1 protein-coding gene and 1 pseudogene are annotated in these 1,086 nt (G+C 28.3%); one reads left to right on the top strand and one right to left on the bottom strand.

The annotated features are described in order from the left end of the window. Window positions 1-570: 570 nt before the first annotated feature. Entirely contained in the window at window positions 571-915 is a 345-nt protein-coding gene (locus ABW51_RS09545) for a hypothetical protein (protein ID WP_053466549.1), read from the bottom strand. A gap of 36 nt (window positions 916-951) precedes the next feature. Here ABW51_RS09545 and ABW51_RS10215 point away from each other — a divergent pair. Beyond that, window positions 952-1,086 (top strand): annotated as a pseudogene (locus tag ABW51_RS10215) (IS1595 family transposase); the annotation flags it as partial.

The following is a 1,086-nucleotide window of genomic DNA, read 5'->3' as shown; positions in this document are numbered from 1 at the left end:
TCAATATTATAGGTTCGTTTACCATCTTTTACTGCTTGAGTGTTATATTCCTCAATTTTATTTAAGATCTGAACTTTATCTCTTGTCGCATTTGATGCCCCAAATATTGCAGGGACATTTGCCTAGGCTCTAAAACGTTCAAAGCCTATAAACATAGAATTAATTTCTATATTTCATATTATCTATACAGATTTTAGTATTATCTCCATCCTGAGCTAAACACCAATATAAAGGAGCATTAAACCTATACCCTAACTTATAAATACACTCTGAAAAATACATAGAATCTAATTTAATAGTATTTTCATATAACCTATATTTTTCTTTATCTCTATATAAATCGTCCCAATTATCCTCTCCTTGGTTTATATAACTATGCTGTTTTTAGTAAGTCTTGAATATGCTTTTTCCGTACAATACTTCCATTATTTTTTCTATTTACATCATTATCTTTTACCCAGAATTTATCATAAGAAGGTGATCCGTTAGCTAAATAACAACCAGATAAAAATAGATTCATTAATATAATATATTTCTTTATTTTTCACCCACTCCAACACCAAACCTTTTTTATCGTCTATATTTAGAATAAATATCACACTCTCTAGGTTTATTGTTACAATATATAAAATCAAAACCTTTTATCTTAAATACATAACCTTTTTCATACATACATTTTCCGAAAAAAGGATATGTACGATCAAATTCAGCAGGAGATAATTCTTCTAACTTAGCCCCTTTTTTCACATTCTTAGCAGACATATCATTGCACAATTTATAAACACTATTTTCCGCTTCTTTTCCTGTTATTTGATTAAACCAGCCTGCTTCATCTTTTAACTGATAATCTTCTCGAAAAAAAATAATAGAACATCCACTTACCAAGAAAAAAAAACATAAAGAACCTATTTTCATTATTTAACCTCATTTGTAATGATTAAAAATTCTTTCTCCATAATAGAAAATTTCTGGAGTCAGGGAATAAAATACTCTGAAAATATAATGGAATCGACCGAAAAAACTTTCTTTTATTCTTGAAGGAATGTGAATTTCGGTTTAACTTTGGAGCACCAAAAGAACAGCTTA

Source organism: Haemophilus sp. C1 (assembly GCF_001276515.1).
Classification (GTDB): Bacteria; Pseudomonadota; Gammaproteobacteria; order Enterobacterales; family Pasteurellaceae; genus Haemophilus.
This window is presented reverse-complemented; position numbering and strand designations above follow the sequence as displayed.